Raw genomic sequence first — 25,416 nt, forward strand, 5'->3', positions numbered from 1 at the left:
TGGGGAGTCAGGGACGACGGTCGGCGGTCAGGCGCCGCCAGGCGGCGCCGGCCAGCAGAGCGAAGGCGAAGGGCAGGTCGTCGCGCAGGTAGCGGCGCACCAGGCGGCGGGGCTCCAGCGCGAGCCTGAAGATCCATTCGCCGCCCGCCCGTTGCAGGGCGCGCGGGGCCCGTTTGAAGTGCCCGGCCGCCATGGGGATGCCGGCGCCGCAGCCCAGGTACCAGGCGTCCGGCAGCTCGGGACGGAGCACGGCGATGACCCGTTCCTGCTTGGGGAAACCGAGTCCCACCAGGACCAGGCCGGGCTTGGACTCGCGGACCAGGGCCACCGCCTTGTCCAGTTCGCCGGGGTCGCGCTCGAAGCCGAAGGGCGGCGCGTACGCGCCCGCCACCCGAAGGCCCGGATAGCGTGCGGCCAGCACCTCGCCGGCCTTCTGCGGCACTCCCGGCTCGCCGCCGAGCAGGAAGACCGAGCGGCCTTCGCGCGCGGCGCGCTCGGCGAGGGTGAAGACCAGGGAGGCGCCGGTGACGCGGTCCCGCAGGCGCAGTCCCGCGATCCTGGCGGCCCAGACGACCGGCATGCCGTCCGCCACCACCAGTTCGGATCCGGCCACCAGCGCGGTGAGCTCGGGATCGCGGGTGGCGGCCCGGACGATGTCCACGTTGGCGGTCACGATCGCGCCGCCCGTACCGTCCCGCCAGGCACGTGTGACGTGCTCGGCGACCTCGGGCTCGGTCAGCGCCATGACCTCGATCGCGCCCACGCGCGCGCACGGCGCGGGTATGTCTGGGGAGCGGTCCACCGGAATGTCCTCACCCCTTCTAGGGCATGACGTGCTTTGCCCCCGCGCCGTCAGTCCTTCCTTTTTGTCATCGGAGCAGAGCTTTATCCGTTACATCACAACAGTCAGGATTGCCCCATGAGAGTGGAGCGCGGCCCGCTGGCCGGAACCCTGCTGTTCATCCCCACCCCCCACCGCGACGAGCGTGGCCTGTTCACCAGGACGTTCGACGCCGCGATCGCGAGGGAGCACGGGCTGGACCCGGCCGCCTTCGTCCAGGACAGCCAGTCCCGCACGGCCACCGGCGTGATCAGGGCCATGCACGGCCGATCGGGGCGCGGCGAGGCCAAGCTCGTCAGGTGCGCCCGCGGCGCGGTGTTCGACGTGCTGGTCGACGCCCGGCCGGCCTCGCCGACGTTCGGCGAGCAGATGACGGTCACGCTCGACGACGAAACCTTCGCCCACCTGTACGTGCCCCCCGGCCTGCTGCACGGCTACCAGGCGCTCAGCGAGGCCGACGTCTGCTACCGGATCGACAGGGAGCACGACCCGGCCGAGGACATCTCGGTGCGTTACGACGACCCCGACCTGGCCATCGCCTGGCCGCTGCCGGTCACCACGATCAGCGCCCGGGACCTGGCGGCGGGCTCGTGGAAGGAGGCACAGCGGCTACTGCAGCCCTAGCGTCGCGGTGCACCGTGCGCAGCAGCGCGCCGGCCAGCCCGATCAGCAGGAACGCCAGCGAGTTCGCGGTGCTGAAGGAGTTCAGGTCGAAGGTGGCGCAGCCGAGCAGCGGCACGGCCAGCGCCGCCGCCAGCGTCAATCCAAGGTCCTTGGTACGCGCGTCCGTGCTGATCCGCCTGGCCCGCAGCGCCGCGAACATGCCGATGAGGAAGAGCCCGACGAACCCGAGCAGCCCGAAGATCCCGCCCTGCACGGCGGTGAGCAGATACTGGTTGTCGAAGACGGGATGGTGCGGCGGGAACCAGGTGCCGTTGCCCCGCCCGAACCAGGGATGCTGGGCGAACTCGGCCAGCGCGGAGCTGTAATCGTTGGTCCGCCAGCGCAGGCTCTCATCGTTGTCCAGGTTGCTGAACAGCCCGAAGATCGCGCCGAGCAGCCCGGGGACGAACAGCCGCAACAACACCAGGAAACCGATCAGCCCCGCGCCCGCCCGCAGCCGCCTGGCCTTGTTCCAGCCCGCGAGCAGGATCATCCCGGAGGCCACCAGGCCGAGCACCGTCGAGCGCGAGGCCGAGAACGCCATCCCGCAGGCGACCAGCGCGCACAGGATCCACCAGCGCAGCGCGGGCGTGCGACGCTCCCAGGCGTCGAACGCGTAGTGCAGGGCCAGCGGCAGGATCATCGCCGACACCACGCCGAACTCGATGGGATGCGTGGCCGTCGAGGCCACCCGGTTGACCCCGTTGCGCTGCAGGATCGTCTCCTCCATCGACCGCAGGCGGGCGCCGGGCACCTGGAGGTACTGGGTGAGGTCGAACGACAGCAGGAACTGCAGCCCGCCGATCACGCCCATGATGGCGCCGGCCACGACGAGAGTCTTCAGCACCAGGTCCAGGCGGTCGCGGCCGGACACCCCGTCCACGGCGAGCAACGCCATGCCGACGACCCCGACCGTGATGACCAGGACGTGGTCCGACAGGGCCAGCTCGTGGGCCGGCAGGTAACCGGCGGTCGTGTAGGCGTAGGTGACCAGGTAGGTGATCACGTAGAAGTAGATGCCGTACCGGACCAGGTTCGGGCCCTTGGCGGCGCCGAGCGTGCTGGTCAGGTGGGCGCAGCACCACCAGACGGCGGCCACCAGGCCGACGGCCTCGGCGTAGGTCAGGTCGAAGGGGAGCCCGCCGATCACCTGGCGGGCCGGCACCAGGATGAGGACCGCGACGAAGATGGCGCACAGGGTGGCGCCGTCCGCGCTGCGAACCTCCTGTGACGGCCGCAGGAGCACGGTCATCGTTGCAGCACCGCTTCCTCGCTCGGGGTGGCCGCCTCGCTGAGCGGCGGCTGCTCCTTACGGCGGCGCAGCCCGAGCATGATGCTCTCGGCGGCGTAGGAGGCGGCCAGGGCCGCCATGACGCCCAGCGCGAACACGACCGCCGCGGTGCGGGTCTTCCCGCCACGCTCGGCGAACGGCTCGGTGGGCGCGATCATCTCGGTCAGGTTGATGAAGGTCTCCGGCGGCGAGCCCAGCCGTTCCTGCCGGCGTTTCAGCTCGATCTTGGCGCGCTCGGCGACCCGCTGCACGATCTTCTTGGCCTCCTGCGGCGACAGGCTCGTGCCCTCGATGACCACGAACGGCGCGTTGATCAGCAGTTCGGGGTTGGGGTGGCCGTTGTGGACCCGGTAGGTGGTGGTGGACTCCGCGTGCACGCCCAGCTGTCCGGCCACCTCGGGGCCGTTGAGCACCTGCACCATGATCGAGGCCGTCATGTTCAGGCCGCCGTCGAAGTTCAGCAGCGGGTTGACCAGCGGGTTCGGCACGGTGGGCTGGGGCATCCGGTAGGAGCCGCTGGTCGGCACCGTGAGCACCATGAGCGTGGTCGAGCTGTACTGCGTGGGGATCGTGGCGTACATGCCGTAGGCGGCGATGAACGTCAGCAGCAGCGCCGACAGTGCCACGTACCAGCGGCGGAACAGGACGGAGATCGCCTTCCAGAAGTCCACACAGCCCCCCAGGCACGTCTCACCCCTATTCAGGCAATCGGCGCCAAGGTGGGAGGTGTTACCCGAAATCTGTAACGTGCCAAAGTCCGGCGTCGATGAAAGGTGGGCCGACAGAGCCATCCGCGAAAGGTGAGCCGTGGAAGAGTGCTGCGTGCCGGGCGGCCGGCGATGAAGACGCTGGCCGTCGTGACCCCCAGCTACGGTCCTGACGCCGAACACTTCGGTGACCTGCACCGCTCGGTGCTCGAATTCACCTCCTCTGACACGGTGCACCACGTGGTCGTGCCGCGTCCCGACCGGAGGTTGTTCGCGCCGTACGCCGGGCCGCGCTGCCGGGTCTGGACGGTCGAGGAGCTGCTGCCCAGGCGTTACGTCAAGGTGCCCGGCAGAGGTCTGTGGATCAACGTGCGCCGGCCGTGGCCGCCGGTGCGCGGCTGGGTGATGCAGCAGATCATCAAGATCGCCGCCACCGCGGCCATGGACACCGACGTGGTGCTGGTGGCCGACTCCGACGTGGTGCTCGTCCGGCCGGTCACCGCCGCGCGGGCGCTGATCGACGGCCGGATGTTGCTGCACCGCCTGGAGGGCGGCGTGCACGCGCAGATGCCCCGGCACGTGTTGTGGCACCAGGTGGCCCGCGACCTGCTCAAACTCCCGCCGCCGCCGCAGCCGCCGCTGCCCGACTACATGAGCCCGCTGACCTTCTGGCAGCCCGCCACCGTACACAAGCTGCAGGACAGGCTCAGGGAGACCACCGGGCGGCACTGGATCGAGGCGTTCGGCGCGCGGCTGCACATCTCGGAGTTCATGTTGTACGGCGTCTTCGTGGACGAGGTGCTGAGCGCCACGGACGGCCGGCCGCCCTCCGACACCTCGGTCTGCCACAAGACCCCCGACGAGTCGCCGATGGACCTGCACACCGCGCTGGAGTTCGCCGGAAAGCTGGGACGGGAGGCGGTCGGGATGATGATCTCCTCCAAGTCGGGCACGCCGCCCGAGGTACGGCAGGCGGCCATCCGGCACGGGATCGAGGTGGCCGCCCAGACCTCCTGATCACTCGTCTTCGCGCCGGTCCTCGGACGGGATCGCGGGCCAGGAGTCGTTCGTGACGCGGACCAGCTCCTCGGCCTCCGGCTCTGCGCCGGTCCTGACCAGCGGGGTGCCCGCGGGGATCTGGCCGTTGAGCGATCCCCCCTCCACGGGCGGGTGTGCGGGCTCTTCCTGACCGTCCGGCGACGGGCGGCCGGGGCGGCGGCGGAAGAGACCGCGCACCAGCACCGCGTACGCCCCGGCGAAGCCGAGGAGCAGCGTGGCGACCAGCGCCCCCATCGCGTACTGGATCTTCGCACCGCCGTCGTACTTGGGCGGCAGCACCACCACCGTACTGAGGGCGATGAGCGTGTTCTGCGGCGCGCCGAGCGTGGCCTGGTAGGCGGTCAGCCGCTCGCGCAGGCGCAGATGCGCCCGCTCCAGCACCTGCTTGGCGGTGTCCGGCGAGTCGCTCTCGACCGCGACGTGCAGGAACGGTCCGAGCGTCACGACACCGAGCAGATCGGAGTTGGAGCGCCCGTCGTCGATCACGATCGTGGTCGGGCCGCCCTCCTCGATGCCCAGCCTCCGCAACTCCTCCTTGCCGTTGAGCGCGACGACCAGGATGCCGGCCACGGTGCGCAGCCCGTTGTTGTACTGCAGCAGCGGATTGGTCTCGCCGACCGGCCTGGCCGGGTCCATCGACAGGGTGCCGCCGCTCGGCGGCGGGGTCAGGATCAGCGACGATTCGGTCTTGTAGCTCGCCGGGCCGATCAGGAAACCCACCAGTGCGAGGACGAGGCCGAGAGCGAGGATCGGAAGTGCGACGGTCCTCCGGCGGAGGAGGCCCAGCAAATCGTTCCAAAAAACCATTATCCCGACCAACCCCCCGTTAGTACGGGCTCATCGCGGCCTGCTGCGATACAGCAGGATTATCGTGCAGAGAAGGCCAAATGTTACGAATCACTCCGCTCAGGAACGTTCCATAGCGCTCCCGGACAAGGAACACTCGCCTGTCTACTGTTGTTCGCCGTCCGGTTCATCCGGCTTGGCCACCGGGAAGGTTTGAGTGTCGGTCTCATCCGGCTCCTCGTGCTTGACCACAGGGAAGGTCTGAGTGTCCGTCTCATCCGGCCTGGAGGCCGGGTCGGGGGCGGGGTCGCGAGGGAGCTCCGAGAGGGCGCCGAGTCGCGACCTGGAGCCGTTGCCCACGGCCTCTTTCGCTTCCTGCGGCGGACGCACGGGCCCGAACCCGAACCTGACGAGCGTGCCCGCCATGGGATCGGGATCGGCGTCGAAGACGGGCTCCGGCTCGGCCGCGCTCTCCGCTGCCACCGCCACCGCCACCGGCTCCGGCTGCGGCTGCGGCTGCGGCTCCGGTTCGTCATCGGGCCGGCTGGCCGGACGCAGCCGTGGTATCGCGTAGGCCACCGCGAACCCGCCCACCAAGCCGAGCACCCCGCCGCCCGCCGCCGCCGTCAGCTTGTCCTCCACGACGGCCTGGGGCTCGGCGGCGGGCCGTACGTCGAGCATGCCCATGTGGGTGATGGGCGGCGCGCCCAGCGACGTCTGCCAGTTCTTCAGCTCCGTCCGCACCCGGCTCTGCGCCTTGGCCAGCACGTCCCGCACCGCGCCCTTGGACGTGCCCTCCACCTCAATGTGGATGAACGGCCCCGTGCCACCGACGCTCAGCAGGTCGGGGTCGGTACGCCCGTCGTTGATGAGCAGCTTGGTCGGCCCGCCCTCGGCCGCACCCAGTTCGGCGGCCACCCGCTCGTTGTTCGTGGCCAGGATCAGGATGCCCGCCGTGGTCCGCAGCGCGTCGCTGAACTGCAGCAGCGGGTTGGTCAGGCCGGGCTCCGGCGCCGGCCCCTTCTCCAGCGTCCCGCCGGTGGCGGAGATGGTGAGCACCATGGACGCCGTGGCGAGGTAACGCGTGGGGACCAGGAGATATCCCGCGAGGGCGAGCACGATCGCCGCCAGGACGATCGGAGGTCCGACGAGCTTGTTCCTGGCCAGACCGAGGAAAGTCTTCCAGAAGCGCACTGTGGTCCGCCCGTCAGCGTTGTACCGGCACAAATAGGAAATCGTGCTGTTCATCAGACTCGTTACACGAGACGCAGCATGGACCAGAGTTTCCTGCCGCGGTGCGCCACCGTACGGCGCTGCCTGCGTGCGTACATGCGCACCAGGGCCGCCCGCGCCCGGCGGCGCTGGACAGGGGCCAGCTCCGCGTCGCCCACCCAGCGCAACAACTCGCGCAGTTGCAGGGTGTTGGACAGGTGGGACTGCCAGGTCGGCACGTCGAGCCTGCGCGCCACGTTCGCGATGCGCTCGACGCGCGTGTTGCGGTGCGCCAGCACCTCGGGCACGTGCCCCCACGGCCCGGCCAGCGCCAGCTTGGCCGCGAAGGTCTCGTCCTCGCGCAACATGTTCCTGCGCGGGATCTCGGTCGCGGGGGCGCGCCGCAGCAGCCCGTAGAGCGGGTCCATCAGCAGCGGGCTCTCGTTGAGCAGCCGCAGCCACTCGCGGAACCGGACCATCGCCTGGTCCGAGCCCAGCCCCGTGCCGTCGTAGGCGGCGGTCCTGGTCACCCCGTCAGGGCCGGTGTAGGCGACCTGCGTGGTGACCAGGATGAGCCGCTCGTCGGCCGCGAAGGCCGCCAGGGCGCGCGAGAGGCAGGCCGGTTCCAGCCGGTCGTCGTCGCCGATCCAGCGTACGAACGCGCCGTGGGAGATGCGGGCGGCGTGCATGAAGTTGTTCAGCAGGCCCACGTTGCGCGGGTGCCGGTGGTAGACGATCCTGCGGTCGCCCGCCGCCAGGTCCCTGCACAACTCCTCGGTGGCGTCGGTGGAGGCGTTGTCGGAGATGACGAGTTCGAGGTGCTCATGGTCCTGCGCGAGCACCGACCTGACCACGGGTTCCAGCCGCCCGGCGCCGTTGCGTACGGGCAGGGCGATCGAGACCAGCTCAGGATCGGACATGGGCTCTCCCTCGTCGTATCAGCCGGCCCAGCACCGCGGGCGGCGTGGCCAGCAGCGCGAACACGAGCAGTCCAGAACCGCCCACGAGGAGGAGTTCGAGCAGCGCGGCCGCCTCGAACACGCCGGTGAGCAGCACCATGTACAGGCCGGTGACCAGCGTCGCCAGCGCGGGCCGCACGAGCCCGGGCAGGACCGGCCGCAGCCGTACGCCCTGCCGGCGCAGCAGCAGCACGCCCAGCGGCAGCGCGACGAGCACGGCCACGGCGGCGTGCCCCATGGCCGCGCCGTTGATGCCGCCGAGCTGAGCCCCCGCGATCAGCGCGGGCAGCAGCGCGACCGCCCAGCCGAGGTTGAGCCAGACCGTGCTCTTGGTCGCGCCGGTCGAGATGAGGATGTCCGTGACCAGGTAGGACGTGATCATGCGGACGACCATGAGCACCGCCAGCCAGCGCAGCACGCCCGCCGCCGGGTCCCATCGGGCCTCGTACAGGAAGGTGATGAGCGGATGCGCGAGTGTGGCCATGACCAGCGCCACCGGCATCACGAAGGTCACCAGCAGCGGCACGGTCCTGCGTACGCCCTCCGACAACGAGTCGTCGTCCTCGGCCAGCCGCGAGAAGCCGGGCAGGGAGACGTAGCGCAGCGCCGTCCCGATCATCCCGGGCACCCAGCTGGAGACGTTGAAGGCCAGCAGGTAGTAGCCGAGCTGCTGCTCGCCGAGTATCGCGCCCACGACGACGAAGCTGGAGTTCATCAGCGCGGCCTCCAGCCCGAAGCCGACCGCGGACGGCAGGCCGAAGCGCAGCAGCCGGGCGGCGATCGCCCGGTCGAAGCCGACCTCGAAGGGCATCCTGGCCAGGAAGAGGATGATGAGTCCCGTGGCGACGGAACCGCTGAGCTGGCCCCATGCGAAGCTGTAGGCGCCCGCGCCGCCCGCGGCCAGCGCGACGGCCAGGGTGGCGTTGACGGCGAAGCCCGCCAGGTTGGCGATCGCCAGCCTCTCCTGGGCGAACTCGCGCATCAGGGCGGCGCTGCGCACCGCGGTCACGGCCTCGACCAGGATGACGGCCGTGAGCAGCCGCACCACCCCGGTCGCCTGCTCGCTGCCCGCCAGGGCGGAGAAGTAGGGCGCGCCGGCCCAGAAGAGCCCGTACAGGCCGGTGGCGAAGAGGAACGCGAGCACCGTGGCGGTGGGCGCGATCTCCTCGATCCTGCCCCGCCACTGGATGACGGCGGCCATGATGCCCGCGTCCTTGACGACCATGACGAACTGCGTCGCGGCCAGGGCGACCGCGTAGATGCCGAAGTCCTCGGTCGCCAGCAGCCGCGCGAGCACCAGGCTCATGACGAAGGAGGCCGCCTTGGTCACGGTGTTCCCGAGCAGGCTCCAGCGCAGCCCGCTGCCGGCCTTGCGGCCGATGGATTCGACCCTGTCGTCAGTCACGGCCGGTTCAGACCCGTTCCAGCCAGATCTCCCGCCAGAAAGGCACGAACTCGCGCGGGCAGTTGAGGCTGTGCACCCCCACGCAGACGACCTCCTCCAGCACGATGCACGGCGTCTTCATGGTCAGCAGCTCGCCGGTCTTCTCATCCAGGCAGCGCTCGACCCTGGCCTGCACCCGCGCCGTCTTCCCGCAGTAGCGCGCCATCTCCTGCTCGAAGCCCATGCCGCGGTTGAGCATGTCGCCGTTGAGCGTCTGGAGGATCTCCTCCTTGGACTTGACCCGCACCAGCTCGCCCGGCTGCAGGTCGAGGGTCTGGGCGGGGGTCTTCCCGGTCAGGCGGCCCTTGAGGAATCCCCACGGCAGGCCGTCCTTGAGCCACAACCGCCGCGGCAACACGCGCCTGGCCAGGTGCTGAGCCCGGTTGAAGGTTCCGATGGCGATGCCCTGCAGGGTCCTGCCCACGCCCACGTTGCCCGAGCGCACGTCGGTGACGTACTGGTCGACCTTCTTGAACGGCAGGCACGTCGGCGCGGCCCGCAGCAGCTCGGTGGCCTGGCAGGAGAAGCGCTCCCCGCCGTCCTCGGCGGCCGGCTTGCGGGTGTTGATCTCCAGGAGCGGCAGCAGCCGCGAGTCCTGCGGGGACGTCGTGGGCTCGTCCGTCACGGGTTTGATCCAGGCTTCCTTCCAGTACATGGAGCAGGCGGTCTGGCAACCGCCGTGCGCGGAGCCGTCGCAGCGGGCGGCGGCCAGGTGCACGGCGCGCTCCATCCTGCGCAGGCCCGTGCGGGTCTGGGTGTCGCACAACTTGTGCGCCACCTTGTGCACGGTCAGGCGCTTACCGCAGTACAGGAGCATCTCCGGCATGAACGGCAGCCCGTCGAGCTCGCCCCGCTCGTCCAGCGTGGCCAGGATCTCGGCCTCGCCCCGCACTTCCACAAGGTCCCCGACCTTGAAGTTCATCACGCAGTCTCCTTGACCAGTCCGGCCGCCAGCAGTGCCGTGGCCGCCTCCCGCAGCGCGGCGAACGGCAGATCCGAGCGCTGGGCGATGTCGAGCAGGCTGTGCTCCCCGTCGGACAGGTTGAGCACCCATAACATCGCCATTTGCGCCTGTTTCGTGTCACTGCGCCCGCCGAGCGATCCGTAGAGTCCGCGCCTGCCCAGCTGCGGCTCCCCGTACGGGCTGAGATTGAGATAGGTACGCTCCCCGTCCAGCACACCGGCGACCTGCCGGAGCACCTCCAGCGTGTCGGCCAGGGCGGACGGGGAGACGAACTCCGGGTTGTCCCCCGAGGTGTGATATTCCGGATATCCGGCGTACGGGGTCCTGGTCAGGCTGCCGAACGGCAGGTTGAACCCCGGCGAGCAGAACTGCCGCTCGTCATACCCGTAGGGCGAGAAGGGCAGCACGTGGTGCGGCCGGTCCCCGAGCACGTGCGTGACCGCCCGGTCGATCACCGCCTCGCCCCGCCGGCTGCGCTTGTACGTGAGCCGCCCGGGATCGCCCGCGCAGGCGAGAGTGAGCCCGTGCTTGACCCGCCCGACCCGCTCCCGGTTGCGCGCCAGCCAGGTGATCGCCCCGATCGTGCCGGGCGCGAACAGGAACCGGTAGGTGTGCCGCGGCTGATCCAGGCTCTTGGCCAGCGCCACGGCCACCGCGATCCCGGCCAGGTTGTCGTTGGCCAGCGACGGATGGCAGACGTGGCAGGAGATCATCACCTCGTCCTCGCTGGTCCCCGGCACGACGTGCTCGGCGTAGGTCAGGTGCCCGTCGGCCAGCGTCGAGTCGATCACCACCTCGTACGGCCCGTCGCCCATCCCGTCGAGCGTGTCCTGGCTGAGGCAGAACCCCCAGGTCTCGGCGTAGTACGAGGTCCGGTACGGCACCAGCTCCGGCTGCTCCGGCAGCGTGTGCAGATGGGGACGCAGCTCCGCGAGGCTCATGGTCGCCGACACCGGCACGCTGTAACCCACCACGTGCAGGTTCGAGCGCCGGAAGTCCACCACCCGCCGCCCGGAGGGATCCTTGATGTAGGCGTCGCGGACGTTCCACTCCCTGGGCACCGTCCAGTCGAGCACCTCGGTCCCGGTCGGCACCTCGTGCACCTGTAAGTCCAGGTGCTCGCCGACGATGTCCAGCGTCGCGCGCACGCCGTCCCCGGTGATCGAGCGGCACAGCGGGTAGAGCCGCTCGACCAGGGCGTGCATCTCGGGCCCTGTCACGTGCGCAGATCCTCACTCACCGTTCCGGCCTCCTGACGACCGGCCAGCCAGGCCAGCCTGGTGAACCGCCGCCGGAAGTCCGCGTCGGTCAGGCCGTGGCTCCGGTAGGCCGCGGCCAGCTCGACCGCGCCGGCCTTCACCGTCCACCTGGCCTGGAACCCGGGCAGCGCCGCGCGGATCCGCTCGAAGGAGACCCGGTAGGAGCGCGGGTCCGCGCCGGTCTCGCCGGTGACCACCAGCTCCGAGCCCGGCACCGCCTCCACGACGTGCTCGGCGATCTCGGAGACCCGCAGGTTGTTCTGCTCGCCGCCCACGTTGAACGCCTTGGCGTGCACGGCCTCGCGCGGCGCGGTCAGCGTGGCCAGGAAGGCGTCGGCGATGTCCGCCGCGTGCACCAGCGGCCGCCACGGGGTGCCGTCGGAGAGCACCTTGACCTGGCCGGTCAGGTGGGCGTGCCCGACGAGGTTGTTGAGCACGATGTCGGCCCGCAGCCGGGGCGAGAACCCGAAGGCGGTCGCGTTGCGCAGGAAGACCGGAGTGAAGTCGGCGTCGGCCAGCTCGGACAGCTCGTCCTCGACGCGTACCTTCGACTCGGCGTAGGGGGTGACGGGGCGCAGCGGGGCGTCCTCGTCGAGCAGGTCGTCGCCGCCGGAGGCACCGTAGACCGAGCAGGTGGAGGCGTACAGGAAGCGCCGCACCCCCGCGTCCTTCGCCAGCCGGGCCAGCCGTACGGAGGCGTGGTAGTTGATGTCGTAGGTCAGCTCGGGCGCCAGCGAGCCCAGCGGGTCGTTCGACAGCGCGGCCAGGTGGATCACCGCGTCGAAGCCGTTCAGCGCCTCGGCGGGCACGTCGCGCAGGTCCAGGCGCAGCCCTTCGGGGTCGGGTGGCGGCGGGCCCAGCACGCACTCGGCGAACAGGCCCGAGTCGAGGCCGGTCACCTCGTGCCCGGCCGCGGCCAGTACGGGAGCCATGACGGTGCCCAGGTAGCCCTGGTGTCCGGTCAGGAGTACACGCATGTCGGGCTAGCCTCCAGCTGCGAGGTCGAGGATGAGTTTGCCGCTGTGGAAGGCCTCGGCGTACCTGGCGCCGCACTCGATGCCGCGGATGCGGGCCAGGCCGAGGAACGCCTCCCGGTCGTACCAGGGGCGGTGCCGCTGCGAGGGGTAGTGGCGCTGGAGCAGGGTGACCTTCTCCTGCGCCACCTCGGGCCGCAGCGGCTGGTAGACGTTGGGGCGGCCGAGGTCGCCGTCCCATTTGACGATCTCGTAGCCGAGCGTCAGGTGGTCGCGGAAGGCCGTGGGCACGAGTTCGGCCAGGCCGCGGTGGTCCTGGTGGGCGTCGCCGCGCCGCGGGGCGAGGATGAGCTGGGGCTCGGTGCCGGCGCGCAGCTCCTCCACCGCCTCCTTGGCCTCCTGCCAGTGCGCCGGCAGGCGGCCGTCGGGCAGCTTGAGCACGTTGAGCCGCAGGTCGGCGCCGGGGCAGAAGGCGGCCAGCGCCGCGTGCTCCTCCTCCTCGCGCTCCGTACCGCCGCCCGACAACACGAGCGCGTCGATCCGCACTCCGGGACGGGCGGCGCAGAGCGTGAGCAGCGTGCCGCCGGCCCCGATGGCCAGGTCGTCGCAGTGCGCGCCCAGGGCGACCACCGAACCCAACCGAGTCGGGATAAGTCCGATCATGTCTCCCACAACGCCCATGGCCGGTCACCCCGCGAATAAGCGTCGTCCAGTTCGATGCGCTGGTTGACGGTGTCGGTCGGCCGCCAGTAGCCGCGATGCCGGTAGGCCATCAGCCGGCCGCGTTTGGACAGCTCCACGCAGGCGTCGCCGACCAGGTCACCGTTCTCCGGCAGGTGGTCGAAGACCTCCTGCCGCAACACGAAGTAGCCGCCGTTGACCCAGAGCGGCATCTCGCTGACCGGGCTGATGGCACGCGCCAGCCCGTCGTCGGTGACGTCGATGCAGTGGAAGGTGCCGGGCGGCGGCACCACCATCATGGACGCCCCCGCGTCCGTCCGCTCGAACCGGTCGATGATGTCGGGCAGCGGCGCGTCCGAGAGCACGTCGGCGTAGTTGGCCAGGAACATCTCCTCGCCCTCCAGGTACGAGCGAACCCTGCGCAACCGCTCACCGATGGGCGAGCGGATGCCGGTCTGCACGAAGGAGATCGACCAGTCGGAGGTGTCCTGCGAGAGCATCTCGACCTCGCCCTTGCGCAGCACGAAGTCGTTGGAGACGGTCTCCTGGTAGTTGAGGAAGAACTCGGTGATGTGCTGGGCGCCGTACCCGAGACAGAGCACGAAGTCCTTGTGCCCGAAGTGCGCGTAGTAGCGCATCACGTGCCAGATGAGCGGGCGCGGACCGACGAGCTGCATCGGCTTGGGGACCTCGCCCGGCGTTCCGCTGCGCATGCGGGTGCCGAAACCGCCGCAGAAGAGCACGACCTTCATGGTGCGACCTCCAGGGACGGGATGGGGAAGACCAGCCGGCCGCCCCACTCACGGACGTACGAGAGCTGCTCGATGAGCTCCTCGCGCAGGTTCCACGGCAGGACCAGCACGTAGTCGGGCCGATCCTCGGCGATCTTGCTCGGCGGCAGCACGGGGATGCGGGTCCCCGGAGTGAATCTGCCGTGCTTGTACGGGTTGCGGTCCACGGTGTAGGCGAGCAGGTCGGACCGGATGCCACAGTGGTTGAGCAGCGTGTTGCCCTTGCCCGGCGCCCCGTAGCCGACCACCGTCTTGCCGGCGTCGGCCGCGTCGATGAGGAAGCGCAGCAGGTCGCGGCGGACCTTGGCCACCCGCTCGCCGAACTCGGCGTACCCGCTGAGCTCCGCCAGCCCCGCGTTCTTCTCCCTGTCCAGCACCTCGGCCACCCGGCCGCTCGGCTCGGTCGCTGCCTCCACTGCCTCCACCGGCCTGGCCCACAGGCGGATGGAGCCCCCGTGCGTCGGCAGCAGCTCCACGTCCGCCAGCGCCAGCCCGCCCGAGGCCAGCGCCCGCATGGCCGAGGCGACCGTGTAGTACTGGAAGTGCTCGTGGTAGATCGTGTCGTACTGGTTCAGCTCCATGAGCGTGAGCAGGTGCTGCACCTCGATGGAGACCCAGCCGTCGTCGGCGACCAGCGCGCGCAGCCCCTTGGTGAAGCCGACGATGTCCGGGATGTGCGCGTAGACGTTGTTGGCCACGACCAGGCCGGCCGGGCCGTGCTCGGCCCTGATCGCCGCCCCCGTCTCCGGGTCGAGGAACGCGGTGCGGGTGGGCACGCCCCTGTCCCTGGCGGCCTGGCCCACGTTCGCGGACGGCTCGACGCCCAGGCAGCGCACGCCACGGGCGACGACGTGCTGGAGCAGGTAACCGTCGTTGCTGGCCACCTCGACGACGAACTCGGGGGCCAGGCGGTCGAGCGCGGCGTCGGCGAACTGACGCGCGTGTTCGACCCAGGAGGTCGAGTACGAGGAGAAGTAGGCGTACTCCGTGAACGTGTCCTCGGGCCGGATCAGCGGAGGGATCTGGGCGAGATAGCAGCTCGTGCAGATCTGAAGGTGCAGGGGATAGGTGAGTTCTGGTTCGTCGAGCTGCTCCTCGGTGAGGAACAGCTCACACGGTGGCGTGGCGCCGAGATCGACCACACTGGCCAGGTCGCTGGATCCGCATAACCGGCAGCCCTTCACCGGCACCGACCTCGATCACAAGTCATGATTTCTCCCCATTATTGGATTTACGTGGTTGTTCCTGGCGCGGTCCAACCCGCCGTCCCCGTAGTGCCACCGGCAGACATTTCGCGGCTTCTGTCCCGTGCGTTACAGACTCTGGCCGGGAACGTTCCGGCTATGTCATGATCCGGATCATGGATCCCCTTGACCTCGACGGTGCTTGGCTCTTCAGCCCCCGTATCCACGGCGACCACCGCGGGGCCTTCCTGGAATGGTTCAAGAAAGACGGGCTCGACCGCCCCCTGGAGGTGGCCCAGGCCAACTGCTCGATCTCCGTCAGAGGCACCCTGCGCGGGGTGCACTTCAGCGACGTGCCACCCGGCCAGGCCAAGTACGTGACCTGCGTGTCCGGCAGCGTGCTCGACGTCATCGTGGACGTGCGCACCGGCTCCCCCACCTTCGGCCGCTCCGTGGCCGTCGAACTCGACGATCAGCGGCGCCGGGCGGTCTTCCTCGCCGAGGGCCTGGGCCACGCGTTCTTCGCGATGAGCGAGTCGGCCACGGTCGTCTACCTCTGCTCCACGCCGTACGCGCCGGGCCGCGAGCACGGCGTCCACCCGCTCGACCCGGCCCTGGGCATCGCGTGGCCGTCGGGCATCGAGCCTGTCCTGTCCGAGAAGGACGCCGCGGCGCCCACGCTCGCGGAAGCAGCCGAACAAGGTCTACTGCCTTCCTACGCCGACTGTCTGGCCCACTACGGCTCCCCAGCCGGACAGCAGGTGCGGCCAGGCCTCCAGTAGCGCCAGATCCCATTCACGCATCGGCGGCAGCGCGTCCTGGTCCAGCACGCTGTAGGCGGGGCGGGCCGCCGGCCGGGGGAATTCGGCCGTGGTGACCGGCTCCACCAGGTCGGGATCGGCGCCGAGCAGGACGAATATGCGCCTGGCGAAGCCGTACCAGCTGGTCTGGCCCGCGTTCGTCGCGTGGTAGATCCCGGGCGGGGCCTGGCCCGTGCCCAGCAGGATGAGACGCTCGGCCAGGTCGACGGTCCAGGTGGGCTGGCCGACCTGGTCGTCGACCACCCGCACCGGCGTACCCGCCGCCGCCAGCCTGGTCATCGTCCTGGGGAAGCTGCGGCCCTGCGCGCCGTACAGCCACTCCGTGCGCAACACGTAGTGGCCGTGTTCGAGCGCCGCGTGCTCCCCCACCAGCTTGGCCCTGCCGTAGGCGTTCAGCGGCGAGGTCGGAGCGTCCCGCGGGTACGGTGTGCGCGCGCCGCCGTCGAAGACGTAGTCCGTGGACAGCTGCAACAACCGCGCGCCCGCCCGCGCGCTCTCCCTTGCCAGCACGTCCACGGCCGTGCCGTTGACCGCCATGGCCGCGGCCTCGTCCGACTCTGCGCCGTCCACGTCCGTCCAGGCCGCGCAGTTGACCACCACGTCCGGCTCCAGCACACGCACCGCCGCGGCCACCGCCGCCGCGTCGCACAGGTCGAGCTCCGCCCTGGTCAGCGCGTGCACCCGGGTCTGCGGCATGGTCCGCAACAACCGCGTCAGGTCCTGACCGAGCATGCCGCCCGCGCCCGTCACCAGCCATCTCGTCATCGTGACCACCAGTCCCGGTGCTCGGCGTACCACCGGACGGTCTCCTTGAGCCCCTGCTCGAAGGAGACCCGCGGCCGGTAACCGAGCGCGCGCAGCTTGCGGTCGTCGAGGGAGTAGCGGCGGTCGTGCCCCTTGCGGTCGGCCACCGGCTCGACCAGGTCCCAGTCACGACCGCAGGCTTCGAGCAGGCGGGCGGTCAGCTCCCTGTTGGTCAGTTCGGCCGTGCCGGCAATGTGGTACACCTCGCCGGGCCCGCCCTTCTCCGCGACCAGGCGGATCGCCGCGCAGTGGTCCTCGACGTGGATCCAGTCGCGGACGTTCCCGCCGTCGCCGTAGAGCGGCACCTTCCAGCCGCGCAACAGGTTCGTCACGAACAGCGGGATAACCTTCTCCGGGTACTGCCGGGGACCGTAGTTGTTGCCGCACCGGGTGATGGAGACGTTCAGCCCGTGGGTGACGGCGTAGGCCTCGGCGATCAGGTCGCCGCCCGCCTTCGAGGCCGCGTACGGCGAACGCGGCCGCAGCGGCGCGGACTCATCCCATGAGCCCTCGTCGATCGAGCCGTAGACCTCGTCGGTCGAGACGTGCACGACCTTGGGCACCCCCGCTTCCAGGCACGCCTGCAACAACGTCTGCGTGCCGAGCACGTTGGTGCGCACGAACTCGGCCGCGCCCTCGATCGACCGGTCCACGTGCGACTCGGCGGCGAAGTTGACCACCAGGTCGTGTCCGGGAACGATCCGGCCGAGCAGCTCGGCGTCGCATATGTCTCCTTGCGTGAACGTGTGCGGCACCCCGTCGAGGTTCGCCGGGTTGCCCGCGTACGTGAGCTTGTCCAGCACCGTCACGTCCGCGTCACGCAGTCCTTGGACGAAGTGGGATCCGATGAATCCCGCTCCGCCCGTCACCAGAATCCGCATCATGTACCGATCCGCACCTTGCTGTGGTCGCCCAGCACGAGACGGTGGGCTTTGGGTGTGTTGACCGAGGCGGTCACCTCGACGTGGTGGCCGATCAGCGAGGACTCGATCCTGCCGACCCCCACGATGGAGGTGCCCTGGAGCACTATCGAATAGTCCAGCTCGCTGTCGCTGACCAGGCAGTCCGCGCCGACGGAGGTGAACGGGCCGACGTAGCTGTCCCGGATGCGCGTGCCCGCGCCGAGGATCACCGGGCCGACCACGCGGGAGCGCTCGACCGAGGCCCCCGGCTCGACCACCACCCGGCCGACCAGCTCGCTGGCCTCGTCCACCAGGCCCTCGACCCGGGGTTCGAGCGATTCGAGCACCAGCCTGTTGACCTCCAGCATGTCGGTGACGTTTCCGGTGTCCTTCCAGTAGCCGGAGATGACCGAGGAGTCGACGTCCAGCCCCTCCTCGATCAGCCACTGGATGGCGTCGGTGATCTCCAGCTCGCCCCGCCACGACGGCTTGAGCTCCGCGACCGCCCGGTGCACGGCCGGGCTGAACAGGTAGACGCCGACCAGGGCCAGATCGCTCTTGGGACGTTCCGGCTTCTCCTCCAGGCCGATCACCCGGCCCTGCGCGTCGAGTTCGGCCACCCCGAACTGCTTGGGGTCGCTGACCTCGGTGAGCAGGATCTGCGCGGCCGGCCGCCGGGTGTTGAACCTGTCCACCAGCTCGTTGATGCCGCCGACGATGAAGTTGTCGCCGAGGTACATGACGAAGTCGTCGTCGCCCAGGAAGTCCCGCGCGATCAGCACGCCGTGCGCCAGGCCGAGTGGCGCCTCCTGGCGCAGGTAGGTGACCTCCAGCCCGAAGGCGGAGCCGTCGCCGACCGCCGCCTCGATCTCCGCGTGGGTGTCGCCGACCACCAGGCCGACCTCTCTGACGCCGGTCTGCGCGATGGCCTCCAGGCCGTAGAACAACACGGGTTTGTTCGCGACGGGCACCAGTTGTTTGGCCGAGGTGTGGGTGATGGGCCGTAGCCGTGTGCCCGACCCCCCGGCGAGCACGAGTGCTTTCACTGCTAGTAAGCCCCTTCTCCACGAGTGACGACGGACCAGGTCTTCCACAGGATCTGCAGGTCGAGGATGAGCGACCAGTTCTCCACGTACCGCAGGTCGAGCCGTACGGACTCGTCCCAGGTCAGGTTGGAACGGCCGCTGACCTGCCAGAGACCGGTCATGCCCGGCTTGACCACCAGGCGGCGGCGCACGTCGGTGCCGTACGCGGCGACCTCTTCCAGCAGCGGTGGCCTGGGCCCGACCAGCGACATCTCCCCGCGGACCACGTTGAGCAACTGCGGGAGCTCATCCACGGAGTATTTGCGCAGGAACACGCCCACGCGGGTGATCCGTGGATCGTTCCTCATCTTGAAGAGAACGCCGTCGAACTCGTTGGCTTCAAGAAGGCTTGCCTTGAGCTGCTCCGCATCGACCACCATCGTACGAAATTTGTAGACACTGAAGGTTGTGCCGTCCTTACCCACTCTGGTCTGGCGGAACAGCGCGGGGCCCTTGCTGGTGAGGCGGATCAGCAGGCCCACCGCCAGCAGCGGCAGCGCCAGCAGCACCAGCGCCACGCCGGAGACCAGGCGGTCGAAGACGGACTTCACGAACTGCCTGGTGCCGTTGAACTCCGGATGCTCCACGTGCATCAGCGGCATCCCGGCCACCGGCGTGATGCTGATGCGCGGGCCCGCCACGTCGAGCAGCGCCGGGGCGACGAACAGATCGGTCCTGCTCGTCTCCAGGCTCCAGGCCATCCTGCGCAGAGCCGCCCCGTCCAGCTCCGGGCAGGCCAGCACGGCCACCGCGTCGGCGCCCGCGTACGCGACCACCTGCGCCACGTCGGCGAACGAGCCGAGCACCGGGATTCCATCGAGGTCGACGTCGCGATCGCCGGACGGCAGGCAGGCTCCCACCACCTGCATGCCGTGGTACGGCTGACGACGTAGCTGCATGGCCAGATCGAGGATCGAGTCCCGATGGCCCACCGCGATGACCTGGCGCATGTACTCACCGACGGCCCTGCGCCGGTGCAGTTGCTTGCGCATGCGATAGCGGTAGTAGAGCGTCGCGAGCAGGGCCATCGGCAACATCGCCATGACGAAGCTGCGCGCGATGACGGCCTGTGTCACGTAGGCGCCGATGGCCACCGTGGCCATCAGTCCGATGCCGCCGTTCAGTACGGCCTTGAACTCCTCCGTTCCCTCTCCGTTGGCTCGCCGGCGGTAGGCGCCGCCCAGCGCGAGCGCGGCCGGCCAGAACAGCACCAGCCCGAAACCGAATGCGAACTCGTCGAAGGGAATGTACACGCCGGAGAGCAACCGGATTCCCAGCACGCAGGCGCATGCGAACAGCGCACAGAGAGTGTCGCCGAGTAACAGAATCCGTAAGTAAGCTCTTGTCCAGATACTGGATTGCTGGCGTGGCATGGCCTCCAGGAGCACGTCAGCGGACCCCCTAGTCCCCACACTCATAACTACCACCCTGATGACTCCGACACCGCAGTGACTTGACGTTTCTTGAGCCGCATGGGTTGACAGGACCCACGCATTATCAAGGGCGGCGGCCCCCACTAAAGAGTAAAGATCGATTCGGGGAACGGAAACACCATCAAATGTCCACATTCGGACGAAAGTCGCGAGAGGCGGGGGCTTGACGGAACGGTCCAAGAGTGCAGCGGGCGAAATACCGGCCTGAGGCGGACCGCGTGACATTTCACGAGGTCACACTCGCTGCCGTGAACTAGTCGTATTCCAGGTCGGGCAGCGCCGAGGGCGGATCGGGGCTGCGCCAGACGACCACGACGCCGTGGTGCGCCGAGTCGGCCGCCACGTGGAGCCGATCCAGGTCGAAGTCGGGCAGATAGCGGAGGCGGGCGAGAAAGGTGGCGTCCGTCGCGTTGCGCGGCACCACGCAACCCTCACCATCGCGGTCGAGCAGGATGTAATGGACGTCTTCGCCGGGCTCCGCGACCACACGGACCTCGACAACGTCCTCCCAGGCAAGGGCTTCGACGCTCCCGTCCGCGTAGTGACGGGTGACGCCCTCTTCCGTGACGTACACGTAGGAGTCCGGCATCGGATTGCCGTGCATGGGCGCGATTCTTGCGAGTCCCGGGCTCGTCCCGCAAGAGTTCGAGCACAATGGCGCTGGCCGCCGGGCGCTCAGTGAGCGGTTTCGCGCCCCCAGGAGTGGTCGAGATGCGCGGCGACCGCCGCCCGCGCCACCTCCGGGCGGCCGTCGGCGATCGCGTCCAGCAGCGCGCGATGCTCGCCGACCAGCACCTCCCTGTCCTCGTACACCTCGCGCAGGCGCACCAGCCCAAGCCTGGTCTCGGCCGCCAGGGCGGCGTAGAGGCGTTCGAGCCTGGGGCTGCCGACGGCCTCGATGAGCGCCTGGTGCAGCGTCATGTGCTCGGCCACGATGTCCGACCAGGGCGCGTCCTCGGGCAGGCCGTCCATGCGCTCCAGCGCCGCCTGCGCCGCCGGCACCCTGCGTCCCGTCAGCGCCCTGGCCATCAGGTCCTCCAGCGGCCTGCGGACGTACATGAGATCGTCCAGGTCCGAGATCGTCACCTCGGGGACATGGGCGCTGCGGTTGCGCTCGCGCTTGAGCAGCCCCTCGTGGACCAGTGCGGCCAGGGCCTCGCGCACGGTCGGCCTGGCCACCCCGTACGCCGCGGCGATCTCCTTCTCGGGCAGCGGGGTGCCCGGCTCGATCTCGCCGGACAACACCCTGCGGCGCAGGGCGTCGGCCAGCGCGTCGACGGTGGAGACTGGTCTGAGCGGCTGTGTCACGGCTGCGACTCTAACGCCCCCGCGGGCCTCCCCCACGCGCCGATCATCCGGACCTTCATCGGCGGATCGGACCTCGGCGGCATTCTCGACGTGATCGGAAATGCCAATCGAGCCATCCGGAATCAGGGATCACCACAACGCGCGGGCGACCGTATTCGTCACCGTTGGAGCGATCCCACGACTACGGACAGCGATGACACCCGGGCATATTCGCTAGTCGGAGAATCAGCCGGCACGCACGTGTCCGAAAATGGGAAGTCCGAAAACCCGGCAGTTGCTTGTTTCCCCTCGTGACTTATCCCACGTCATTACCGCGCGCGTCGCGCGAGTTACTCAGTTGTTATCCCTCTTCCCCTTGGCAGCAAATTACGGACTGATCAGCATCGGCTTTGGGTTCATCGCCGATGGGCCCAGACGACCATGTGGGGGGAAGAAGATGCGCGCAGGCACAGGTACCTCGTTATCCAGGCGGCTGATGGCCGTGTTCGGGGCACTGATCGCGCTCGTACCGACGGCGGGGGCGGGGTTCGCCGCCGCCACGACGCCGGACGCCCGGTTCATGCAGATCGTGGCACACCAGGACGACGACCTGCTGTTCATGAACCCGGACATCCACGACTCCATCCAGACCGGCAGCCCGAGCGTGACCGTGTTCATCACCGCGGGCCAGATCACCGGGCTCGGCAACTCCGACGCGGAGCGGGCCCGCAACCGGCAGCGCGGCATCCAGGACGCCTACGCGCGGATGGCCGGGGTGCCGGACCTCGATCCGCAGGACCAGGAGGAGTGGGACTACGCCGTCTGGACGCTCTCCGGCCGCCAGGTCGAGCGGTTCACGCTCACGGCCGCGCCGCAGGTCCAGCTCGTGTTCATGAACCTGCGCGACGGCCAGCTCGGCTGGTTCGTCTGGGGTGACAACTTCGTCGATCACACGATCATCCCCCAGGGCAGCCAGGTCACCCAGTCCTTCAGCTACGACACCCAGAACGGGATCGACGTGCTGAAGGGGATGATGCAGCACTACCAGCCCACCGTGCTGCGGGCCATGGACCCGATGCCGGAGCACCGCGGTCACGCCGACCACGTGGGCGCGTCCATGTTCGCCAGGAAATCCGCGGCCGCGTACGGCGTGCCGCTCGTCGAACTGCACTACCGCGACTACAACATCGCCGACGCGCCGGTGAACCTGACGCCGCCCGCCATCGCCCAGAAGACCTCGATACTCAACCACTACTTCACCTACGACCCGTTCGACCCCGACGGGTGGGAGTCGCGGATGTACTACCGCCACGCCCGCGGCACGGCCTGGGCGGCGCGCGACGCCGGCGGCCTGCCGCACGTCTTCGTGGTGCGCAGCGGCCTGGTGAACGTCTACTCGCAGAACGCGCTCGGGCAGTGGACCGGGCCGACCGTGCTGAGCAGCGCCGGCGGGGCGCTGGCGAACGGGATCAGCGTGGGACTCAACGCCGACGGGCGGATGCAGATCTTCGCCAGGCGGATGTCCGACGACCACGTGGTGTCCCTGCGCCAGACGGCACCGGGCGGCGGCTGGGCCACCACCTGGGCGAACCACGGCAACTCCGGCGGCGGCGAACCGGCGTACATGGGCACGCCAGCCGTGGCCGCCAACGCCAACGGCCGACTGCAGATCTTCGTCAAGAACGCCTCCGGCGGCGTCAGCACGCGCGTCCAGACGGCGGCCAACGGCACCACCTGGAGCTCCTGGACGAGCCTGGGAGGCAGCAACGTACAGGACGGGCTCAGCGCGCTCACCGATCCGCTCGGCCGCATCGAGCTGTTCGCCAGCACCACGACCGGCATCCTGCGCTATCACCAGACGAGCCAGAACGGCTCCTTCGTCCTCAACACGGTCCCGTCGCAGACCCCGGCCAGCCCGCCCGTGGCCGCGCTGTCCCAGGACGGACGGATCGAGGTGATGTACCGCAAGGCGATCACCGCCGAACTGGTCGTGACGAAGCAGTCTTCGGCCGGCGGCTCCTTCAACCTCAGCCCCGTTGTGATCGGCGGCCACGCCGGGGTGGGCGAGCCGGAACTCGTCACCACCCCGTCGGGACCTGACGCCAGAATCATGGCCTTCCACCGCAACGCCGGCGGCGGCGTGAGCATGGCCACGCAGACCGGCCCGAACGCCGGGTACGGCGCCTGGAGCGATCTCGGCGGCTCCATCACGACCTACCCGGTGGCCGTCCTCGACCAGAGCGGCGCCGTGGTGCTGCTCGCCGTCGGCACCGACGGCAAGCTCCATCTCCGCAAGCAGACCGCCCCCGGGCCGACCAGCCCCTTCGGCGCCTGGGAGACGCTCAACTGACCGCCGCGGACCGGTCGGCGCCCGCGCGCCGACCGGTCCCTTTTCTCCCGCGTCTTTCCGGTACGGCCACCGCCACCAGCGCGATAGCCAGCAGCGATAGCCCGGCGACGGAGACCGGGCCGAGGCGCTCGTCCAGCACCACGACGCCCAGCAGCGCCGCGACCGCCGGTTCCGCCAGTGCCAGCGTGGCGGCCGTGGCCACCGGGGTGGTGCGCAGGCCGCGGCCGTACAGGAAGTAGGACAGGGCCGTGGTGCCCAGCCCCAGGTAGACGACGGCGAGCAGGCTGTTCGGCGCGGCGAGCCACTCGACCCCGCTCAGGACCAGGACCGGGACCATGATCACGGCGGCCCCGCCGAACAACACGCCCATCACGGCGTTGGACTCCGCGCCGCCGCTGATGGCGCGGGCTGCGGTGACCGCGTAGAAGGCGTACAGCAGGCCGCCCAGCAGCGCGAACGACACCCCCGCCATCACCTGCCCGCCGCCCGCGTCCTGCCCGCCGCCCATGAGAAGGGCCGCGCAACCGCAGATCGCCGCGGTGGTCGCCAGCGCCCACCGCGCGTTCGGCCGCCGGCGGTGCAGCAACCACGACAACAACCCGGTGAAGACGGGCCCGCTGCCGATCGCCACGACCGTTCCGATGGCCACGCCGGTACGGCTGACGGCGGCGAAGAAGCACAGCTGGTACGCGGCCACGGCGACGGCGGCCAGCAGCAGGGACGGGCTGACCACTCGTCTGAGCCCCGCCCCGGCGAGCAGCGCCAGCGCGGCGCCCCCGATGACCAGCCGTGCCGCGGCCAGAGCGACGGAGTCGGCGGAGACCAGCAGCCCCGCAGTGCCGGCCGTGCCCCAGAGCACCGCGGCGGCGACGACCGCGAGAGGTCCGTTCTTCATGTCAGTATTGTATTGTCTGACACTCAGACAATGGCATCCAATAACTGGTCGATCAGCCGGCCCGCGGCCGCCGCCACCTCGCCCGCGTAGTCGTCCAGCACTTGCAGCCCGTCATGGATGCCGGGCATGCTCTCGCGCGGCAGCCCGAGCAGCACCTCGTCCTCGGCCGTCACGGACCCCTCCACCTGGAAGAGGCCGCCGGCAGCGGCGATGGAGACGGCGAAGCAGACCTCGCGGCCGTCGGGCAGGGTGAACACGGTGCCGACGCGTGCGCCGGCCGGCGGGACGAAGTACGAGAACGGCGCGCTGCGCACGAAGGGGTGATGTAACTCCGCGAGGACACCCGCCGCCCGGCTCAGGGCCGCCAGCAGGCCGGCCGCGGCCAGACTCTCGCTGTCCACGCCTGCCAGCCTAGATCACGTCAGGCGACGCGGTCGATGGCCAGGCGGGCGTGCCGTTCCACGTCGTACCTGACTCCTTCGTAGCTGAGCCTGCCCCGCTCGATGCCCTCGGCCACGAATCCGGCCTTGGTGGCGACCCTGCACGAGGCCACGTTGTTCGTACGGTGCCCCAGCTCCAGCCGGTACAGCCCGCGCTCCTCGAAAGCCCACCGGGCCAGCAGTTCCGTGGCCGCCACCGCGATGCCCATGCCCCTGGCCTCGGGGACCGTCCAGTAGGACACCCAGCCGTTGCCATGATCGTCGATCCTGGCCACCGCCACATTGCCGACCACCCGCTCACCGTGGGGCCCGCCGTGGGATCCGCCGTGGGGCCCGCCGTGGGGCCCGCCGTGGGGCCCGCCGTGGGGCCCGCCGCTGTGCGGGCCATCTTCGTGTGGGCTGTCGATCGTGACGGCGAAGGCGTGGCCGGCTCCGGCCCACGAGGCGATCCATCCCGAGGCGTCCTTGAGCGTGACGACCGGCCAGGGAGCCTGCCGGCGCAGGTCTGGGGCCTGGAAGGCACGCAGCACGACGGGGGCGTCGTCCTCGCGCCACTCGCGCAGCCGGACGTTCACGGGGGTCAC

26 protein-coding genes are annotated in these 25,416 nt (G+C 69.9%); 4 read left to right on the plus strand and 22 right to left on the minus strand.

Features of this window, described 5'->3' with window-relative positions:
• Positions 1–7: 7 nt before the first annotated feature.
• Complete coding sequence (locus AB0I81_RS58295) at positions 8–802, minus strand: WecB/TagA/CpsF family glycosyltransferase (RefSeq protein WP_360678016.1); 795 nt, start codon at positions 800–802, stop codon at positions 8–10.
• 117 nt (positions 803–919) lie between these two features.
• Here AB0I81_RS58295 and rfbC (AB0I81_RS58300) point away from each other — a divergent pair, with 117 nt between their 5' ends.
• On the plus strand, positions 920–1,465 hold the full coding sequence (gene rfbC, locus AB0I81_RS58300) for a dTDP-4-dehydrorhamnose 3,5-epimerase (RefSeq protein WP_360678018.1): 546 nt from the start codon (positions 920–922) through the stop codon (positions 1,463–1,465).
• On the opposite strand, the gene AB0I81_RS58305 is transcribed toward rfbC (AB0I81_RS58300), so the two are convergent.
• The gene (locus tag AB0I81_RS58305) at positions 1,404–2,756 is read right to left on the minus strand and encodes an O-antigen ligase family protein (protein ID WP_360678020.1); all 1,353 of its coding nucleotides are present in this window, start codon (positions 2,754–2,756) and stop codon (positions 1,404–1,406) included. The two genes, rfbC (AB0I81_RS58300) and AB0I81_RS58305, sit on opposite strands and share 62 nt — an antisense overlap.
• Positions 2,753–3,466, minus strand: coding sequence for a hypothetical protein (locus AB0I81_RS58310; RefSeq protein ID WP_360678022.1), 714 nt, complete (start codon positions 3,464–3,466; stop codon positions 2,753–2,755). Before AB0I81_RS58310 ends, AB0I81_RS58305 begins: the two co-directional genes overlap by 4 nt.
• 129 nt (positions 3,467–3,595) lie before the next feature.
• Between AB0I81_RS58310 and AB0I81_RS58315 the strand changes: the two genes are divergently transcribed.
• Positions 3,596–4,519: a DUF6492 family protein gene (locus AB0I81_RS58315; protein ID WP_360678024.1), complete on the plus strand. Its 924-nt coding sequence runs from the start codon at positions 3,596–3,598 to the stop codon at positions 4,517–4,519.
• Here the strand turns inward: AB0I81_RS58315 and AB0I81_RS58320 are convergent, their stop codons facing one another.
• The 10 genes from AB0I81_RS58320 to AB0I81_RS58365 form a co-directional block, all read right to left on the minus strand.
• On the minus strand, positions 4,520–5,281 hold the full coding sequence (locus tag AB0I81_RS58320) for a hypothetical protein (protein ID WP_360678026.1): 762 nt from the start codon (positions 5,279–5,281) through the stop codon (positions 4,520–4,522). It abuts the gene before it with no gap.
• Between the two features lie 231 nt (positions 5,282–5,512).
• Positions 5,513–6,595, minus strand: a complete 1,083-nt coding sequence (locus AB0I81_RS58325; RefSeq protein ID WP_360678028.1) for a hypothetical protein — start codon at positions 6,593–6,595, stop codon at positions 5,513–5,515.
• A gap of 8 nt (positions 6,596–6,603) precedes the next feature.
• Positions 6,604–7,479: a glycosyltransferase family 2 protein gene (locus AB0I81_RS58330; protein ID WP_360678030.1), complete on the minus strand. Its 876-nt coding sequence runs from the start codon at positions 7,477–7,479 to the stop codon at positions 6,604–6,606.
• Positions 7,466–8,923 (minus strand): oligosaccharide flippase family protein, encoded by a 1,458-nt coding sequence (locus AB0I81_RS58335; protein WP_360678032.1) that lies wholly within the window; start codon positions 8,921–8,923, stop codon positions 7,466–7,468. The genes AB0I81_RS58330 and AB0I81_RS58335 overlap by 14 nt, the downstream gene beginning before the upstream one ends.
• Positions 8,924–8,930: 7 nt before the next feature.
• Positions 8,931–9,884: a hypothetical protein gene (locus AB0I81_RS58340; protein ID WP_360678034.1), complete on the minus strand. Its 954-nt coding sequence runs from the start codon at positions 9,882–9,884 to the stop codon at positions 8,931–8,933.
• Positions 9,884–11,146, minus strand: coding sequence for a DUF4910 domain-containing protein (locus tag AB0I81_RS58345; RefSeq protein ID WP_360678036.1), 1,263 nt, complete (start codon positions 11,144–11,146; stop codon positions 9,884–9,886). Before AB0I81_RS58345 ends, AB0I81_RS58340 begins: the two co-directional genes overlap by 1 nt.
• Positions 11,143–12,162, minus strand: coding sequence for an SDR family oxidoreductase (locus AB0I81_RS58350; protein WP_360678038.1), 1,020 nt, complete (start codon positions 12,160–12,162; stop codon positions 11,143–11,145). The genes AB0I81_RS58345 and AB0I81_RS58350 overlap by 4 nt, the downstream gene beginning before the upstream one ends.
• Positions 12,163–12,168: 6 nt before the next feature.
• Positions 12,169–12,822 carry a PIG-L family deacetylase gene (locus AB0I81_RS58355; protein ID WP_360678040.1) on the minus strand — a complete coding sequence of 218 codons (654 nt, stop codon included), beginning with the start codon at positions 12,820–12,822 and terminating at the stop codon, positions 12,169–12,171.
• Complete coding sequence (locus AB0I81_RS58360; protein WP_360678042.1) at positions 12,819–13,592, minus strand: sugar phosphate nucleotidyltransferase; 774 nt, start codon at positions 13,590–13,592, stop codon at positions 12,819–12,821. The genes AB0I81_RS58355 and AB0I81_RS58360 overlap by 4 nt, the downstream gene beginning before the upstream one ends.
• Positions 13,589–14,815, minus strand: a complete 1,227-nt coding sequence (locus AB0I81_RS58365) for a class I SAM-dependent methyltransferase (RefSeq protein ID WP_360678044.1) — start codon at positions 14,813–14,815, stop codon at positions 13,589–13,591. Before AB0I81_RS58365 ends, AB0I81_RS58360 begins: the two co-directional genes overlap by 4 nt.
• A gap of 176 nt (positions 14,816–14,991) precedes the next feature.
• On the opposite strand from AB0I81_RS58365, the gene rfbC (AB0I81_RS58370) reads away from it, so the two are divergent.
• Entirely contained in the window at positions 14,992–15,597 is a 606-nt protein-coding gene (rfbC, locus tag AB0I81_RS58370; protein ID WP_360678046.1) for a dTDP-4-dehydrorhamnose 3,5-epimerase, read from the plus strand.
• On the opposite strand, the gene rfbD is transcribed toward rfbC (AB0I81_RS58370), so the two are convergent.
• The 6 genes from rfbD to AB0I81_RS58400 form a co-directional block, all read right to left on the minus strand.
• Positions 15,520–16,401, minus strand: a complete 882-nt coding sequence (gene rfbD, locus AB0I81_RS58375) for a dTDP-4-dehydrorhamnose reductase (RefSeq protein WP_360678048.1) — start codon at positions 16,399–16,401, stop codon at positions 15,520–15,522. The two genes, rfbC (AB0I81_RS58370) and rfbD, sit on opposite strands and share 78 nt — an antisense overlap.
• Positions 16,398–17,321 (minus strand): dTDP-glucose 4,6-dehydratase, encoded by a 924-nt coding sequence (rfbB, locus tag AB0I81_RS58380; protein ID WP_360678121.1) that lies wholly within the window; start codon positions 17,319–17,321, stop codon positions 16,398–16,400. The genes rfbD and rfbB overlap by 4 nt, the downstream gene beginning before the upstream one ends.
• The gene (locus AB0I81_RS58385) at positions 17,321–18,388 is read right to left on the minus strand and encodes a glucose-1-phosphate thymidylyltransferase (RefSeq protein WP_360678050.1); all 1,068 of its coding nucleotides are present in this window, start codon (positions 18,386–18,388) and stop codon (positions 17,321–17,323) included. Before AB0I81_RS58385 ends, rfbB begins: the two co-directional genes overlap by 1 nt.
• Before the next feature lie 2 nt (positions 18,389–18,390).
• On the minus strand, positions 18,391–19,845 hold the full coding sequence (locus AB0I81_RS58390) for a sugar transferase (protein ID WP_360678052.1): 1,455 nt from the start codon (positions 19,843–19,845) through the stop codon (positions 18,391–18,393).
• Between the two features lie 268 nt (positions 19,846–20,113).
• A complete protein-coding gene (locus tag AB0I81_RS58395) occupies positions 20,114–20,464 on the minus strand; it encodes a hypothetical protein (RefSeq protein ID WP_360678054.1) in 351 nt (116 codons plus the stop codon).
• Positions 20,465–20,535: 71 nt separating this feature from the next.
• On the minus strand, positions 20,536–21,168 hold the full coding sequence (locus AB0I81_RS58400) for a GntR family transcriptional regulator (protein WP_360678056.1): 633 nt from the start codon (positions 21,166–21,168) through the stop codon (positions 20,536–20,538).
• Between the two features lie 475 nt (positions 21,169–21,643).
• Here AB0I81_RS58400 and AB0I81_RS58405 point away from each other — a divergent pair, with 475 nt between their 5' ends.
• Positions 21,644–23,497 (plus strand): PIG-L family deacetylase, encoded by a 1,854-nt coding sequence (locus tag AB0I81_RS58405; RefSeq protein ID WP_360678058.1) that lies wholly within the window; start codon positions 21,644–21,646, stop codon positions 23,495–23,497.
• Here the strand turns inward: AB0I81_RS58405 and AB0I81_RS58410 are convergent.
• The 3 genes from AB0I81_RS58410 to AB0I81_RS58420 are packed head-to-tail and all read right to left on the minus strand — an operon-like array spanning position 23,490 to position 25,416.
• Positions 23,490–24,392 carry an EamA family transporter gene (locus AB0I81_RS58410; RefSeq protein WP_360678060.1) on the minus strand — a complete coding sequence of 301 codons (903 nt, stop codon included), beginning with the start codon at positions 24,390–24,392 and terminating at the stop codon, positions 23,490–23,492. The genes AB0I81_RS58405 and AB0I81_RS58410 overlap by 8 nt on opposite strands.
• A gap of 23 nt (positions 24,393–24,415) precedes the next feature.
• Positions 24,416–24,793, minus strand: coding sequence for a hypothetical protein (locus AB0I81_RS58415; RefSeq protein ID WP_360678062.1), 378 nt, complete (start codon positions 24,791–24,793; stop codon positions 24,416–24,418).
• Between the two features lie 20 nt (positions 24,794–24,813).
• A complete protein-coding gene (locus AB0I81_RS58420; RefSeq protein WP_360678064.1) occupies positions 24,814–25,416 on the minus strand; it encodes a GNAT family protein in 603 nt (200 codons plus the stop codon).

Origin of the sequence: Nonomuraea sp. NPDC050404 (assembly GCF_040655495.1) — a bacterium.
In the GTDB taxonomy this organism is placed as follows: domain Bacteria; phylum Actinomycetota; class Actinomycetes; order Streptosporangiales; family Streptosporangiaceae; genus Nonomuraea.

What these genes read in the sequence shown, in the direction of transcription:
- rfbC (WP_360678018.1), top strand. Translation starts at nt 920, where the DNA reads ATGAGAGTGGAGCGCGGCCCGCTGGCCGGAACCCTGCTGTTCATCCCC.
- AB0I81_RS58305 (WP_360678020.1), bottom strand. Translation starts at nt 2,756, where the DNA reads ATGACCGTGCTCCTGCGGCCGTCACAGGAGGTTCGCAGCGCGGACGGC.
- AB0I81_RS58325 (WP_360678028.1), bottom strand. Translation starts at nt 6,595, where the DNA reads ATGAACAGCACGATTTCCTATTTGTGCCGGTACAACGCTGACGGGCGG.
- AB0I81_RS58330 (WP_360678030.1), bottom strand. Translation starts at nt 7,479, where the DNA reads ATGTCCGATCCTGAGCTGGTCTCGATCGCCCTGCCCGTACGCAACGGC.
- AB0I81_RS58340 (WP_360678034.1), bottom strand. Translation starts at nt 9,884, where the DNA reads ATGAACTTCAAGGTCGGGGACCTTGTGGAAGTGCGGGGCGAGGCCGAG.
- AB0I81_RS58350 (WP_360678038.1), bottom strand. Translation starts at nt 12,162, where the DNA reads ATGCGTGTACTCCTGACCGGACACCAGGGCTACCTGGGCACCGTCATG.
- AB0I81_RS58355 (WP_360678040.1), bottom strand. Translation starts at nt 12,822, where the DNA reads ATGATCGGACTTATCCCGACTCGGTTGGGTTCGGTGGTCGCCCTGGGC.
- AB0I81_RS58360 (WP_360678042.1), bottom strand. Translation starts at nt 13,592, where the DNA reads ATGAAGGTCGTGCTCTTCTGCGGCGGTTTCGGCACCCGCATGCGCAGC.
- rfbC (WP_360678046.1), top strand. Translation starts at nt 14,992, where the DNA reads ATGGATCCCCTTGACCTCGACGGTGCTTGGCTCTTCAGCCCCCGTATC.
- rfbD (WP_360678048.1), bottom strand. Translation starts at nt 16,401, where the DNA reads ATGACGAGATGGCTGGTGACGGGCGCGGGCGGCATGCTCGGTCAGGAC.
- rfbB (WP_360678121.1), bottom strand. Translation starts at nt 17,321, where the DNA reads ATGCGGATTCTGGTGACGGGCGGAGCGGGATTCATCGGATCCCACTTC.
- AB0I81_RS58390 (WP_360678052.1), bottom strand. Translation starts at nt 19,845, where the DNA reads ATGAGTGTGGGGACTAGGGGGTCCGCTGACGTGCTCCTGGAGGCCATG.
- AB0I81_RS58395 (WP_360678054.1), bottom strand. Translation starts at nt 20,464, where the DNA reads ATGCACGGCAATCCGATGCCGGACTCCTACGTGTACGTCACGGAAGAG.
- AB0I81_RS58405 (WP_360678058.1), top strand. Translation starts at nt 21,644, where the DNA reads ATGGCCGTGTTCGGGGCACTGATCGCGCTCGTACCGACGGCGGGGGCG.
- AB0I81_RS58410 (WP_360678060.1), bottom strand. Translation starts at nt 24,392, where the DNA reads ATGAAGAACGGACCTCTCGCGGTCGTCGCCGCCGCGGTGCTCTGGGGC.